The following is a 13,152-nucleotide window of genomic DNA, read 5'->3' on the forward strand; positions in this document are numbered from 1 at the left end:
ACTTCCCCTTAGAAAAAACCAAAATAAATGGCGGCAAGTAGACTGTACCGGAAAGCTTTACCTATTAAGACAAGCCAGAAACAAGGCCAGAAACGCATACGTAGCCAACCCGCAGCCAAACAAAGAGGGTCGCCAATGATTGGCAACCAACTGAAAAATAGAGACCAGTAGCCATATTTACTCAACCACTGTAATGCTTTATGACCATGCTTTTCGTTTTGAGTTCGATTAGGCAACCACCAACCAATCCAATAGTTGGTCAAACCACCTAATGTATTACCCAAGGTCGCGACAAGAATGATGGAAAACGTAGAAAATTGATTCAGACTAAGCGCAGCGAGCAGCCCCGCTTCAGAGCCCCCTGGAAGCAAGGTGGCACTGAGAAACCCCGTAATGAACAAGACCCAAAGTGCCGAATCGGAAAACCATAGTGCGATAGATTGGAAGGAGGCATTAAATGCCTCTAGCATTGCATATCAAGCAAAACCTTGCCCCGCGTGTGTCCAGTTTCTATTTGCTTGTGAGCCTCAGAAACTTGATCCATAGGATAAATCTTGAAGATCTCTGTTTTTAATAAGCCAACACTGACCATATAGAGCAACGCATCAAGTTGTTCCGGATTAGGGTCAACCAACATGCCGGTCGCTTCAAAGCCCAGTAGCTTCGCTTTCTCACATATAAGCTCTGCGCTTAAGGTCGGCACTGTGACAACTTTAGCGCCATCTTTCAAGCATTTAAGCGCATCTAAAGCCGCATCACCTCCAACCAAGTCAATCAGAGCATCCGCTTCTTCAACACGTTCTGACACAGGCGCAAATTGGTAATTAACCGCATGAGCACCAAGCGTCGCCATGTAGTCTAAATTGGACTCGCTGCACGTCGTAAACACTTCTGCTTTCGCGGCAACCGCAACTTGGATTGCTATATGGCCAACACCACCTGCGCCCGCGAGTACAAGCACTCTGTCTCCCTCTTTAACACCCGCCTTATCCAGCGCTTGAATCGCGGTCTGACCGGCAAGAGGCAATGCTGCCGCTGCTTCTAGTGTAATGGAATCAGGCACAAGGCTCAGTTCTGTTTCAGGAACAGCAATGTATTGGCTGTAACCGCCACCTTGCAAAGGGAAACCGACAAAACCGGCAACTTTATCTCCTTGGCTAAATCGTTCCGTTTGCTCACCACATTGGACAATTTCACCCGCTATGTCGTAACCCGGAACCCAAGGTAAATTATCTTTGTTTTCGGACGCAGCCCAACCAAGACCCGCGCGTGTTTTCACATCGATAGGGTTAACACCAGCAAAAGCGACTCTGACAAGTACTTCACCCGCTTTAGGCTGAGGAACCGCAGATGACTGGATGACCAATACTTCTGGCCCACCGAATTGAGATATTGCGATTTGTTTGTTTTCCATTTCATGATTTCCCTGTCGATAGCAAAAAGGGATGCTAAAGCATCCCTTTGAATATATACCATTTATTGCTATCAAGTTAACCGATCGATTTCAAATTAACCAACAACTAACCGAGCATTAGCCGACAAGCGCCAACAAGATACCCGCAGCAACAGCAGAACCCAGAACCCCAGCCACGTTGGGACCCATCGCATGCATGAGCAAGAAGTTTTGTGGATTGGCTTCAAGGCCAACCTTATTGACCACACGAGCCGCCATTGGTACCGCCGATACACCCGCAGCGCCAATAAGTGGATTTATATCCTCTTTAGAGAACTTGTTAAGCAGCTTAGCCATCAAAACACCGCCAGCGGTACCGATACTAAAGGCAACCGCACCAAGAGCAAGAATACCGAGCGTCTCAACGTTTAAGAACTCTTCCGCTTGTAGCTTCGAACCCACCCCCAGACCAAGGAAGATCGTGACGATGTTGATCAACTCATTCTGAGCGGTTTTCGATAGGCGATCCACGACACCCGCTTCGCGCATCAAGTTACCCAAACAGAACATGCCCACCAGTGGTGTTGCGGAAGGTAAGAACAAAATCGTCATCAACAACACCGCGAGTGGGAATAAGATCTTCTCTACTTTCCCCACATGACGAAGTTGAGCCATCTGGATCTTACGCTCTTCTGGTGATGTTAGCGCCTTCATAATAGGTGGCTGAATGATCGGAACCAACGCCATGTAGCTGTATGCTGCAACCGCGATGGCACCCAATAAATCAGGAGATAACTGGCTCGCCAAGAAGATCGCCGTTGGTCCATCTGCACCACCAATGATCGCAATTGACGCTGCATCTGGCATACTAAATTCCATGCCAGGTACATAGTTGAGTAGAATCGCCCCAAATAGAGTGGCAAAGATCCCAAACTGAGCCGCCGCGCCCAACCATAGCGTTTTCGGGTTTGCAATCAAGGCACCAAAGTCCGTCATTGCTCCTACACCCATGAAGATCAACAGCGGGAATATACCTGATTCAATACCAACGTAGTATACATAGTAAAGTAGCCCACCTTCTTCGGTGAATCCTGCGTTGGGAATGTTCGCTAAAATCGCGCCAAAGCCAATCGGCAGCAGAAGTAAGGGCTCGAAGCCCTTACGTATCGCCAAGAATAGCAAAGCACAGCCAACCAAGATCATACAGATCTGGCCAAACTCAAAGTTAGCGATCCCTGTTTCTGACCAAAGGGTCATTAATCCTTCCATGGTACTCCCTTACGCTAGGCTGATCAGCGGTGCGCCTACAGTGACGGAATCGCCTTCTTTAACGTGAAGATCTTGCACAATACCACCGCGGGCAGCACGTACTTCTGTTTCCATCTTCATCGCTTCAAGGATCAACAGCACATCGCCTTCAGCAACTTGAGATCCATTTTGGACGTTTACTTTGAATATGTTACCCGCTAGAGGAGCTGGAACGACTTCAGAGTTGCCGGCTGGTGCAGAAGGCGCTGGCGCAGCTTGTGGTGCCGATGCTTGAGCTGGAGCGACTGACGTCAACTGCCCCTGAGGACCCACTTCCACATCGTATACTTGACCGTCCACCTTAACGCTGTAAGTCTCAATTCCGCCCTGTGCAGGTTGAGCAACTGGAGCAGATGAAGGTGTTTCCTCTAGCCATGGTGCCGGCTCAAAGGCTTCAGGATTACGACGATTTTTGAGGAATTTAAGCCCTACTTGAGGGAACAACGCGTACGTGAGGACATCATCAACCGTATCTTCAGCCAGAGAAATGCCTTCTTCTTTCGCTTTGCTTAGGAGTTCATCCGTTAGGGTGTTAAGCTCTGCATCCAGCAAATCAGCAGGACGGCATGTGATCGCTTCACCACCGTCAAGCACTTTTGCTTGAAGCGCCGCGTTTACCTCAGCCGGTGCTGCGCCATATTCGCCTTTAAGAACACCTGCGGTTTCTTTAGTAATACTCTTATAGCGCTCGCCAGTTAGAACATTGATTACTGCTTGAGTACCAACAATTTGCGAAGTTGGCGTCACTAGTGGGATGTAACCTAGATCTTGGCGTACGCGAGGGATCTCTTCCAATACTTCATCAAGCTTATCCGCCGCACCTTGCTCTTTAAGCTGACCTTCCATGTTCGTCAGCATGCCACCCGGAACTTGGGCGATTAAGATACGTGAGTCGACACCTTTTAACTGACCTTCAAACTTAGCATACTTCTTACGAACTTCGCGGAAGTAAGCGGCAATAGGCTCAATTTGGTCAAGCTTAAGATTGGTATCTCGCTCAGTGCCTTGTAGCATTGCAACCACTGTTTCTGTTGGCGTGTGACCATAGGTGCAGCTCATCGATGAGATTGCTGTATCCAGAATATCCACGCCTGCTTCTACGGCTTTGACAGCCGTCGCAGTAGATAAGCCTGTTGTTGCATGACAATGAAGCGCTAAAGGGATGTCAGTAGAAGATTTGATTCGAGTAATTAACTCTTCCGCTTCATAAGGTTTAAGCAAACCAGACATATCTTTGATACACAAAGAGTGACAGCCCAAGTCTTCAAGACGTTTGGCAAGATCAACCCAAGTATCAGTATTGTGCACTGGGCTTGTGGTGTAAGAGAGCGTACCTTGAGCGTGTGCACCGACATCAACGGCGGCTTTGACTGCCTTTTCAAAGTTACGGACATCATTCATCGCATCAAAGATACGGAATACATCCATACCATTGGCGTGAGCACGTTCAACAAACTTCTCTACCACATCGTCAGCGTAGTGACGGTAACCCAATAGGTTTTGACCACGCAACAGCATTTGCATTGGGGTATTCGGCATTGCTTTTTTAAGCTCGCGTAGACGCTCCCATGGGTCTTCTCCCAAGAAACGAATACACGCATCAAACGTTGCTCCGCCCCAAGTCTCAAGAGACCAATAGCCTACTTTGTCCAGCTCTGCTGCAATCGGTAACATATCTTCAAGACGCATACGTGTCGCAAACAGCGATTGATGGGCGTCACGAAGAACCACGTCGGTTAAAGCTAGTGGTTTTGACATGCTCATTAACTCCTTTTAATCCATTTCAAATGCTATTTAGCTGTAGAGGTACGATACTGGTGTACTGCAGCAGAGATTGCCGCCACGACCTTTGGGCTAACAGCAGAAGAGGTTGGTTGAACTTTATTATTTTGATTTGGGGTGGCGATCGGCTCTGGTACTTCTTCAGGCACCAGCTTCGACATTAGCCGAACGAGATAAACAAGAATAGTGAGGAATAGAAACACCACAACCATGCCCGTAAGCATCATGGTCGCAGCATCTACTAGCAGGCTTCCAATATTATCCATTTTTGCATCCTTTCTTTGTCATCCTGACAAGGGACTAGGTAAACTATGCGGACTTCTTGTCCAATTTACCTAAACATGTCCAATTTTTCGTTGGACGTCTTCGATCAGGACGAGCTTTGTGATCCCGACAAGAGGTCTAGGATTATCTCGATTGGTTAAACTTTGTCAATTTTGTTTAAAGCAGTCTTGATGATAATGCACATATCTAAGGGTTAATACGTCATACAAGTCACATAAATCTGCAATATCAGTTTAATCAAGGATAAATAACTGCTGTTTTTCAGACGTTATTTCAAATACGAGGAGAATACTGCGATAGGGTTAATATTTCCCAAAAAAGCCCTTAAGAAACATTAAGTTGTAAATTGAGAGTTAAACATTTGATAATGAAATGTTAATAAAAAAGCCCTGCTATTGCTAGCAGGGCTTTCTCAAAGAGTGGCGCGTCCTGGAGGATTCGAACCTCCGACCGCCTGGTTCGTAGCCAGGTACTCTATCCAGCTGAGCTAAGGACGCGCAGTTTTCGATATCAACGTCTGTTAATACCAGGATTCCAATCTATACAAAGGAAACCCAAAGAGTGGCGCGTCCTGGAGGATTCGAACCTCCGACCGCCTGGTTCGTAGCCAGGTACTCTATCCAGCTGAGCTAAGGACGCGCAGTTTTCGATATCAACGTCTGTTAATACCAGGATTCCAATTTATACAAAGGAAACCTAAAGAGTGGCGCGTCCTGGAGGATTCGAACCTCCGACCGCCTGGTTCGTAGCCAGGTACTCTATCCAGCTGAGCTAAGGACGCGCAGTTTTTGATATCGACTTCTGTCAATATCAGGATTCCAATCTATACAAAGGAAACCTAAAGAGTGGCGCGTCCTGGAGGATTCGAACCTCCGACCGCCTGGTTCGTAGCCAGGTACTCTATCCAGCTGAGCTAAGGACGCGCAGTTTTTGATATTGACTTCTGTCAATATCAGGATTCCAATCTATACAAAGGAAACCTAAAGAGTGGCGCGTCCTGGAGGATTCGAACCTCCGACCGCCTGGTTCGTAGCCAGGTACTCTATCCAGCTGAGCTAAGGACGCGCAATGTTCTCTAAAACGAGAGGTGTGAAGTATATCACACTAGTTCTTTGAAACAACAGGGCTTTAAAACAAAAAAATTGGCCATAAGCCAATTAATGGCGGTGAGGGAGGGATTCGAACCCTCGATACGGTATCAAGCCGTATACTCCCTTAGCAGGGGAGCGCCTTCAGCCTCTCGGCCACCTCACCGTTTTATTCCCTGGTAAGGAAATTATGGCGCGTCCTGGAGGATTCGAACCTCCGACCGCCTGGTTCGTAGCCAGGTACTCTATCCAGCTGAGCTAAGGACGCGCTATGCTTTCTTGCTACAGAAAGTTGTTTTAAAGCTGTTCCGAAGAACTGTTCTTCTATAAGAAGAAGCAAGAATGGCGGTGAGGGAGGGATTCGAACCCTCGATACGGTATCAAGCCGTATACTCCCTTAGCAGGGGAGCGCCTTCAGCCTCTCGGCCACCTCACCGTCTTGCGGAGGCACATATTACGATTTACCAAAAATATGTCAAACATTTTCTTGGCAAAAACGGCAAAAACTTTTCCAAGCGTTGGCTATTTAATCAAAGCGGTGTTAATTCACTCTTTTTGCTAAAAATATGCTCTTTCCAGCAACAAAAAAGGCTGACAATATTTGCCAGCCTCTCTGTGTAATTAGTAGTTGCCAGATGCAACGTTACCATTACCTTTTTCTGCCTGAATGCGCATGTAAATTTCTTCACGGTGAACAGACACTTCTTTCGGAGCATTAACACCGATACGTACTTGGTTACCTTTAACACCCAGTACTGTTACTGTTACTTCATCACCGATCATTAGAGTTTCGCCAACGCGGCGAGTTAAAATTAGCATTCTGTGCTCCTTGAGTAATCTCTGAATTATCTTGCTACAAGGCTATTATCCAATAAAAGTTATATTTTCGTAAACTCTATTGTGGCTCGAATCTAGCCTAAAAAGGCATGTTTTTGCAGGTAGTCGATCGCCTCTGCAGAAGTTATGTACGCATCATGCAGTATGTTAGCTGCTTTGTCGACACATTCTGGCGACAGCACAAGCATCAACGACTGTGGGTTAACAGCATAATGTTCGACCGAAATCCCTTGTTCTGTAAGCAAAGCGTAAGACTTTTCCACCAGTCCTTCTACGTGTAAGCCGACGGCAGTCAGCAAACTTACTGAATCACTATTACGGATTTTGTCACCGAAAACCAGTTCCAGTTTTGCATAAGCGTCCAGTTTTAGTACCACACCTGTCCATTCTGTATGCTCGATCACATTCCAGATGACAATACCTAGCATTTGACACTGAGTCTTAAGTGCAGAGAGCATCTCTTTTTCAATTCTGATCAAGCACATATCTCGCTGAATGGCGACTCCGCAAACTGCGTTTTGACACTCTTCCCCTTTGACCAAACTGCCGGGATTGCCATCAAATGTAGAAAGCACTCGTAGGGGAACATTATGTTTCCATGCGTACTGCACTGACGGTAGGTGAAGAACCTTGGCACCTTTGCGCGCCATTTCCTCCATAGAAGGAAAGTCAATCACGTCCAATTTTTGCGCGGTCGCGACCACTCGAGGATCACATGTGTATATGCCATCTACATCAGTAAATATTTGACATTCCGTCGCATTGAGCGCGCCTGCTAAGGTCACCGCACTTGTATCAGATCCACCTCGACCTAGCGTGGTGATATCCCCATTTTCATTGACCCCTTGAAATCCAGCCACGATGACTATGTGATCTTGTGCTAACAACTCTCGGATAGCTTGGGTATCAATATGTTTAATCGTTGCGTCATTGTGTTGATTGTCCGTCACAATGTTCGCTTGTGCTCCGGTAAGTGAACGGGCTGCAAACCCCAGTTTATTGAGAGTCATTGCAAGTAGTGCCATCGACACTTGTTCACCAGCAGAGAGCAAAACATCAAGTTCTCGCGCCGTAGGTACACTATCGACCTGTTTCGCCAAGTCCATCAGCCTGTTTGTTTCACCAGACATTGCGGAGACGACTACGACAACTTGATTACCATCATTTTTCGCCTTTATGATGTGTTCGGCTACCGTATGGATCCTTTCAATAGAACCAACAGACGTTCCGCCAAACTTTTGCACGATAAGGGGCTTTTTCACCAGTCTTCACCTTCCCAAGACCAAAGTCTCATTCGGACTGCATTCAATGTGTTGAATATTGTTTGCAGTAGTTATAACAAAAACCAAGCGGCCTATTCGACTATCACTAGGACAATCAATTAAACCACTTGGTTAGGACAAAAAAATTACGCTCAATCAAACAAATGATTGAGCGTAGTTTATACAGTATTTTTTACAAGCGTTCTTCTAGCCAAGGCTGAACGGTCTTGATCGCTTCAGGCAGAGCTGCAACATCAGTACCGCCCGCTTGCGCCATATCAGGACGGCCACCACCTTTACCGCCAACTTGCTCAGCGACCATCTTAACAAGATCGCCTGCTTTCACTTTGCCGATAAGGTCTTTGGTCACACCAGCGATGAGACCAATCTTATCGCCATTAATGTTCGCCAATAGGATAACGCCACTACCCACTTGGTTTTTAATGTCATCAACCATCGTACGTAGGTTTTTGTTATCGGCGCCTTCTAGAGCTGCAATCAACACTTTCGTGCCGTTGATTTCCTGAACTTTACCCATGATGTTTGCGCTTTCTGCGGCAGCCATCTTGTCTTTCAGTTTCTGAATTTCTTTCTCTAGAGATTTTGCTTTTTGTGCCGACTCAACCAGTTTCTCTTCGTACTTAGCTTGCTGCTCTTCGATTGCATCTAGTGCTGCTTCACCAGTTACCGCTTCGATACGACGGATACCTGCTGCGATACCACCTTCCGAGGTGATCTTGAACAAACCAATATCGCCCGTGTTAGAAGCGTGGATGCCACCACAAAGCTCAGTTGAGAACTCGCCCATAGACAATACGCGAACTTCATCATCGTACTTCTCACCGAACAGGGCCATTGCACCTTTCTGCTTAGCAGACTCGATGTCCATAACGTTAGTTTCAATCACGTGGTTACGACGAACTTGTGCATTTACTAAGCGCTCAACTTCTTTTAGTTCAGTAGGCGTTACCGCTTCGAGATGAGAGAAGTCAAAACGTAGGTTTTCTGGCTTAACAAGTGAGCCTTTCTGCGTTACGTGCTCGCCCAGAACTTGGCGTAGTGCGGCATGAAGTAGGTGCGTTGCTGAGTGATTTAGTGAGATAGAAGCGCGACGCTCTGCATCAACAATAGCTTCTACTTCATCACCTTTCGCGAGAACGCCTTCGGCTAGAACGCCGTGGTGCGCAATTGCATTACCTAACTTCTGCGTGTCTTCTACTTTGAATAGACCAGATTCAGTTTTTAGTACACCAGCATCACCACACTGACCGCCTGATTCTGCGTAGAATGGCGTTTCACCAAGGATGATGATCGCTTTATCACCCGCCGATAGAGATTCTGCTACTTCACCTTCAACGAAGATTTCAGCCACATTGCTCTTACCTTGAGTGCCGGTGTAACCACAAAATTCGGTTTCAGCTTCTGTTTTAATTGTTGCGTTGTAGTCCGTGCCGAATTGACCAGCTTCACGTGCACGCTGACGCTGTTCTTCCATCGCTTTCTCGAAACCCGCTTCGTCGATAGTGAAATCACGCTCGCGAGCCACGTCATTAGTTAAGTCAGCAGGGAAACCGTAAGTGTCGTAAAGCTTAAATACTGTTTCACCATCAAGCTCTTTGCCTTCAAGTGCATCCAGTGCTTCATTGAGGATAACCATGCCACGCTCTAGTGTGCGACCAAAGTTTTCTTCTTCAATGCGTAGTACTTTCTCAACAACGGCTTGTTGTTTCTTAAGCTCGTCAGCTGCGCTACCCATCACTTCAGCCAGTACACCGACAAGCTTGTGGAAGAATACGCCTTTTGCACCTAGCTTGTTACCGTGACGCACAGCACGACGGATAATACGGCGCAACACGTAGCCACGACCTTCGTTTGAAGGCATCACACCATCTGCGATTAGGAATGAACAAGAGCGGATGTGGTCCGCAATCACGCGTAGTGATTGGTTTGAAAGGTCTTCGCAGCCGACAACCTCTGCAGCAGCTTTGATTAGCTTTTGGAATACGTCGATTTCGTAGTTTGAATGAACGCCCTGCATGATTGCAGAAATACGCTCAATACCCATACCCGTATCAACTGCAGGCTTAGGTAGCGGTTCCATCGTGCCATCAGCATGACGGTTGAACTGCATAAATACGTTGTTCCAGATCTCGATGAAACGGTCACCGTCTTCTTCTGGAGTACCAGGACGGCCTCCCCAGATGTGCTCACCGTGATCGTAGAAGATTTCAGTACAAGGGCCACAAGGACCTGTGTCACCCATTGTCCAGAAGTTATCTGATTCGAATTGCTTGCCGCCTTCTTTGTCACCGATACGAACGATACGGTCAGCAGGTACGCCTACTTTTTTGTTCCAGATATCGAAGGCTTCGTCATCTGTCTCGTATACCGTTACCAGTAGACGCTCTTTTGGCAGTTTTAGCGTTTCAGTTAGGAATTCCCAAGCAAACGCGATCGCGTCTTCTTTGAAGTAATCACCGAAGCTGAAGTTACCTAGCATTTCGAAGAAAGTATGGTGACGAGCTGTAAAACCAACGTTCTCAAGGTCGTTATGTTTACCACCCGCACGTACACAACGCTGAGCCGTAGTTGCTCGAGTGTAGGCACGCTTTTCGGCGCCTAAGAAGCAATCTTTAAATTGGTTCATACCTGCGTTTGTGAATAGCAGGGTTGGATCGTTATGTGGAACCAACGATGAACTGTCTACGATTTGGTGTCCTTTGCTTTCAAAGAACTTAAGGAACGCGTTACGAACCTCATCAGTGCTCATGTACATGCAGCTCTTCCTGAAAATAGTCGAGTTAGAATTTTGCGCTATTGTAGATCATGGTTAGCGCTACGACTAGTTTTCTCGCAGAAAAGAGCATTTGGATTGTGGAAACGAAACTAAATCATCAAATTAACGACTCATTTAGCTGTTAATCCTCAGTTTCCGAGTTGAGCGCATAGCTGATTTGTTCAAAGCTATAACCTCGATATTGAAGAAAACGCACCTGTTTGGCGTACTCTTTTTGGTCTTTCGCTTTCATTCCTTTGAATTTCTTCTCGGCAGCACTTTTTGCCAATTCGAACCAATCTTGCGGCTCTTCTTCCATCGCTTTTTCTATGACTGACTCAGCCACTCGCTTTTGATTGAGTTCTTGGCGAATTCGGCGCTCTCCATGGCCTTTATAAACATGCTGCCTCACTTGGCTCTTTGCATAACGAAGATCATCTAAGTAGTTATGATCTAAACAAAAATTAATCGCTTCTTGAATCGCATCCTCTTCATAACCTTTCAAGCTAAGTTTCTGATACATTTCATACTCACCATGATCACGACGACTGAGCAGTTGAATAGCGGCTTCTTTGCTCGACAGTGTTGGTGGTTTTCGTTGGAACATGTCGGATTAAATTCTCATATTCTAAATACAACAAAGCCCCGCATAAGCAGGGCTTTAAATTCATAAGGCTATGTTATAGCTCTTCTTGCTCAGGCATTTGGCCTAATTCTGCGTCATCAGGCTGAATTTCTGCTGGCGACAGAAGCATTTCACGTAGCTTAGCGTCGATAGCTTGTGCCGCCTCTACGTTTTCTCGTAGAAACTTGCCTGCGTTTGCTTTACCTTGACCAATCTTATCGCCATTGTAGCTGTACCATGCGCCCGCTTTTTCGATTAGCTTATGCTTAACGCCTAAGTCAATCAGTTCACCTTCACGGTTGAAACCTTGGCCATACATGATTTGCGTTTCAGCTTGCTTAAATGGTGCTGCAATCTTGTTCTTAACTACTTTGATGCGAGTCTCGTTACCCACAACCTCATCGCCTTCTTTGATAGACCCCGTACGGCGAATATCTAGGCGAACCGATGCGTAAAACTTAAGTGCATTACCACCCGTTGTGGTTTCTGGGTTACCGAACATCACACCAATCTTCATACGGATTTGGTTGATGAAGATACACATACAGTTAGACTGCTTTAGGTTACCAGTTAGCTTACGCATTGCTTGAGAAAGCATACGCGCTTGAAGACCCATGTGGCTGTCGCCCATTTCGCCTTCGATTTCCGCTTTAGGCGTTAGAGCTGCAACCGAGTCAACAACCATTACGTCGATAGCACCAGAACGTGCCAACGCATCACAGATTTCAAGCGCTTGCTCACCAGTGTCTGGCTGAGAAACAAGAAGTGCATCAATATCAACACCAAGCTTCTTCGCGTAAACAGGATCAAGTGCGTGCTCTGCATCGATAAATGCACAAGTTTTACCTTGTTTTTGTGCCGCAGCGATACACTCAAGAGTTAGCGTTGTTTTACCCGATGATTCAGGACCGTAGATTTCTACGATACGACCCATCGGAAGGCCACCAGCACCCAGTGCGATATCAAGAGAAAGTGAACCCGTAGAGATTGTTTCTACATCCATTGCGCGGTTATCACCCAGGCGCATGATTGAACCTTTACCGAATTGCTTTTCAATCTGACCTAGCGCAGCGGCGAGCGCTTTCTGTTTGTTCTCGTCCATCACTTTCTCCAAAAGACTCATCTTGTGCTGATGAATATCAATCAAATTCTTTTATCCAGTGCCAAGCACTGAACCATCAATGAAAGTCATTATACTGTTGATTCATACAGTGTCTACACCTGTATGGATTTTTTTTGAATTTTGATGATATCTATCTAATTTATCGAAACTTTTAATTCAATACTTATTCATTGCTTTGCGACACTTAGCTTCTCATACAGTACTTGTTGCGCTTTGATAACAGCTTGTCGACGTACTGCTCGTCTATCCCCCTCAAAGCAATAAGTGGCCACTTTTAACCAACCTTTGTCGTCTGCCCAAGCAAAACACACTGTTCCAACAGGTTTCTCATCCGAGCCGCCACCAGGTCCTGCGATACCACTTATAGAAACCGAGATCGTGGCACGCGAATGTCGAATTGCACCTTGCGCCATTTCAACCACGGTTGCTTCACTCACCGCCCCGTGAGCGTCAAGCGTTTCTTCCTTTACACCTAGCATTTCCATCTTGGCTTCATTGCTGTAAGTGATGAACGCACGATCAAACCATGCGGAGCTGCCTGCTATATCGGTAATCGCAGCGGACACCCCGCCACCTGTGCAAGATTCTGCGGTTGCGAGCACCTGTTGGTGACGTAATAGTGCTTCACCCAATCGCGCTGACAGGTTTTGTTGTGATTCCATATCTAAATACC

The 13,152-nt window shown here is 46.5% G+C and carries 11 protein-coding genes and 8 tRNA genes; all 19 read right to left on the minus strand.

Translation table 11 applies throughout. The features are described from left to right. Nucleotides 1-8: 8 nt before the first annotated feature. Nucleotides 9-470 (minus strand): YqaA family protein, encoded by a 462-nt coding sequence (locus U9J37_RS09215; RefSeq protein ID WP_005475477.1) that lies wholly within the window; start codon nt 468-470, stop codon nt 9-11. Beyond that, entirely contained in the window at nt 464-1,414 is a 951-nt protein-coding gene (locus U9J37_RS09220; protein WP_005475532.1) for an NADP-dependent oxidoreductase, read from the minus strand. The genes U9J37_RS09215 and U9J37_RS09220 overlap by 7 nt, the downstream gene beginning before the upstream one ends. Nucleotides 1,415-1,531: 117 nt before the next feature. Further along, complete coding sequence (locus U9J37_RS09225; RefSeq protein ID WP_005475535.1) at nt 1,532-2,662, minus strand: sodium ion-translocating decarboxylase subunit beta; 1,131 nt, start codon at nt 2,660-2,662, stop codon at nt 1,532-1,534. Between the two features lie 9 nt (nt 2,663-2,671). Beyond that, nucleotides 2,672-4,459, minus strand: a complete 1,788-nt coding sequence (gene oadA / locus U9J37_RS09230; protein WP_322413803.1) for a sodium-extruding oxaloacetate decarboxylase subunit alpha — start codon at nt 4,457-4,459, stop codon at nt 2,672-2,674. A 32-nt stretch (nt 4,460-4,491) separates the two neighbouring features. Beyond that, the gene (locus U9J37_RS09235; protein ID WP_005475486.1) at nt 4,492-4,749 is read right to left on the minus strand and encodes an oxaloacetate decarboxylase subunit gamma; all 258 of its coding nucleotides are present in this window, start codon (nt 4,747-4,749) and stop codon (nt 4,492-4,494) included. 439 nt (nt 4,750-5,188) lie between these two features. Further along, nucleotides 5,189-5,265, minus strand: a tRNA-Arg gene (locus U9J37_RS09240). 65 nt (nt 5,266-5,330) lie between these two features. Further along, nucleotides 5,331-5,407: transfer RNA gene (locus tag U9J37_RS09245), tRNA-Arg, on the minus strand. 65 nt (nt 5,408-5,472) lie between these two features. Next, nucleotides 5,473-5,549: transfer RNA gene (locus U9J37_RS09250), tRNA-Arg, on the minus strand. Between the two features lie 65 nt (nt 5,550-5,614). Beyond that, a tRNA-Arg gene (locus U9J37_RS09255) sits at nt 5,615-5,691 on the minus strand. Between the two features lie 65 nt (nt 5,692-5,756). Beyond that, nucleotides 5,757-5,833 (minus strand) — tRNA-Arg (locus U9J37_RS09260). 96 nt (nt 5,834-5,929) lie between these two features. Continuing rightward, nucleotides 5,930-6,022: transfer RNA gene (locus U9J37_RS09265), tRNA-Ser, on the minus strand. A 25-nt stretch (nt 6,023-6,047) separates the two neighbouring features. Next, nucleotides 6,048-6,124: transfer RNA gene (locus tag U9J37_RS09270), tRNA-Arg, on the minus strand. A 75-nt stretch (nt 6,125-6,199) separates the two neighbouring features. After that, nucleotides 6,200-6,292, minus strand: a tRNA-Ser gene (locus U9J37_RS09275). A 185-nt stretch (nt 6,293-6,477) separates the two neighbouring features. Continuing rightward, nucleotides 6,478-6,675 (minus strand): carbon storage regulator CsrA, encoded by a 198-nt coding sequence (csrA, locus tag U9J37_RS09280; protein ID WP_004415691.1) that lies wholly within the window; start codon nt 6,673-6,675, stop codon nt 6,478-6,480. 92 nt (nt 6,676-6,767) lie between these two features. Further along, on the minus strand, nt 6,768-7,955 hold the full coding sequence (locus U9J37_RS09285) for an aspartate kinase (protein WP_322413804.1): 1,188 nt from the start codon (nt 7,953-7,955) through the stop codon (nt 6,768-6,770). Nucleotides 7,956-8,148: 193 nt separating this feature from the next. Beyond that, a complete protein-coding gene (gene alaS / locus U9J37_RS09290) occupies nt 8,149-10,731 on the minus strand; it encodes an alanine--tRNA ligase (RefSeq protein WP_005472649.1) in 2,583 nt (860 codons plus the stop codon). Nucleotides 10,732-10,873: 142 nt separating this feature from the next. Then, the gene (gene recX, locus U9J37_RS09295) at nt 10,874-11,338 is read right to left on the minus strand and encodes a recombination regulator RecX (protein WP_005472727.1); all 465 of its coding nucleotides are present in this window, start codon (nt 11,336-11,338) and stop codon (nt 10,874-10,876) included. Between the two features lie 73 nt (nt 11,339-11,411). Beyond that, on the minus strand, nt 11,412-12,458 hold the full coding sequence (gene recA / locus U9J37_RS09300; protein ID WP_038140340.1) for a recombinase RecA: 1,047 nt from the start codon (nt 12,456-12,458) through the stop codon (nt 11,412-11,414). Between the two features lie 188 nt (nt 12,459-12,646). Then, nucleotides 12,647-13,141: a nicotinamide-nucleotide amidase gene (pncC, locus tag U9J37_RS09305; protein WP_005472739.1), complete on the minus strand. Its 495-nt coding sequence runs from the start codon at nt 13,139-13,141 to the stop codon at nt 12,647-12,649. Nucleotides 13,142-13,152: the final 11 nt, after the last annotated feature.

This window comes from Vibrio sp. 16 (genome assembly GCF_963681195.1).
Classification (GTDB): domain Bacteria; phylum Pseudomonadota; class Gammaproteobacteria; order Enterobacterales; family Vibrionaceae; genus Vibrio; species Vibrio sinaloensis_D.

Excerpts from the sequence above, each read along its gene's own strand:
- U9J37_RS09220 (WP_005475532.1), bottom strand. The coding sequence starts at position 1,414 with ATGGAAAACAAACAAATCGCAATATCTCAATTCGGTGGGCCAGAAGTA.
- U9J37_RS09235 (WP_005475486.1), bottom strand. The coding sequence starts at position 4,749 with ATGGATAATATTGGAAGCCTGCTAGTAGATGCTGCGACCATGATGCTT.
- pncC (WP_005472739.1), bottom strand. The coding sequence starts at position 13,141 with ATGGAATCACAACAAAACCTGTCAGCGCGATTGGGTGAAGCACTATTA.
- U9J37_RS09225 (WP_005475535.1), bottom strand. The coding sequence starts at position 2,662 with ATGGAAGGATTAATGACCCTTTGGTCAGAAACAGGGATCGCTAACTTT.
- recA (WP_038140340.1), bottom strand. The coding sequence starts at position 12,458 with ATGGACGAGAACAAACAGAAAGCGCTCGCCGCTGCGCTAGGTCAGATT.
- csrA (WP_004415691.1), bottom strand. The coding sequence starts at position 6,675 with ATGCTAATTTTAACTCGCCGCGTTGGCGAAACTCTAATGATCGGTGAT.
- recX (WP_005472727.1), bottom strand. The coding sequence starts at position 11,338 with ATGTTCCAACGAAAACCACCAACACTGTCGAGCAAAGAAGCCGCTATT.
- oadA (WP_322413803.1), bottom strand. The coding sequence starts at position 4,459 with ATGTCAAAACCACTAGCTTTAACCGACGTGGTTCTTCGTGACGCCCAT.
- alaS (WP_005472649.1), bottom strand. The coding sequence starts at position 10,731 with ATGTACATGAGCACTGATGAGGTTCGTAACGCGTTCCTTAAGTTCTTT.
- U9J37_RS09215 (WP_005475477.1), bottom strand. The coding sequence starts at position 470 with ATGCTAGAGGCATTTAATGCCTCCTTCCAATCTATCGCACTATGGTTT.